This is a genomic window from Streptomyces sp. NK08204 (assembly GCF_020400585.1).
Classification (GTDB): domain Bacteria; phylum Actinomycetota; class Actinomycetes; order Streptomycetales; family Streptomycetaceae; genus Streptomyces.
On the sequence record NZ_JAINVF010000081.1, the window covers coordinates 1 to 788 of the forward strand.

1 pseudogene is annotated in these 788 nt (G+C 69.4%); it reads right to left on the reverse strand.

The features are described 5' to 3' along the window. A pseudogene (locus K7G59_RS34390) lies at nt 1-788 on the reverse strand (peptidase M4 family protein); the annotation flags it as partial.

The following is a 788-nucleotide window of genomic DNA, read 5'->3' on the forward strand; positions in this document are numbered from 1 at the left end:
CGGGAGTAGGCGCCGACGCCGTTGTTCTTGATGCCGCTGCGGCCGAAGGTGTTCTTGTAGAAGTCCCAGGTCTCCTGCGCGCCGTAGGCGGCGTCGACGGCCGCGGTCTGGTCGGTGGAGGAGCTGGAGGCGGTGCCCGTGCCCCAGACGTTGTCCGAGTCGGTGAACAGGGTGCCCGCGGTGGAGGTGGTCTTGTGCGCCTTGTTGTAGACCTTGTGGCCGCCGCGCGTGGTGTCGTACAGCTGGTAGGTGCCGCTCGACAGGGTCGTGTCCAGGTTGACCGTGCCGGAGTACAGGCTCTTGCCGGTGCCGGTCGCGTTCTCGATGCCCTGGTACTCGAAGAGCTTCTTGCCGGTGGCCGCGTCGGTGATGACGTGCAGCTGGTTCGGGGTGCCGTCGTCCTGGAGGCCGCCGACGACCGTCTCGTAGGCGAGGACGGGCTTGCCGGAGCCGGCCCAGATCACCTTGCGGGCGCCGTCCGTGGCGGTCTTGGCGGAGCCGAGGGTCCTGGCGGCGCCCAGCGCCTGCTTCTCGGCCTTGGCGGCGGTGATCTGCGGCTTGAGCGAGGCCACCTTGATGGCTGCCTTGGTCGCCTTGGTGACGCCCTCGGTCCTGCCGGACTTGGCGGTGTGGACCACGAGGTCGCCGCCGAGGACCGGCAGGCCGGCGTAGGTGCGCTCGTAGCGGGTGTGGAGCGTGCCGTCGACGTCCTTGACGACGTCCTTGACGACCAGCTTCTCCTTGGCGCCGAGGCCTATGCGGTGCGCGGTCTCGGCCGCACCGGTCTG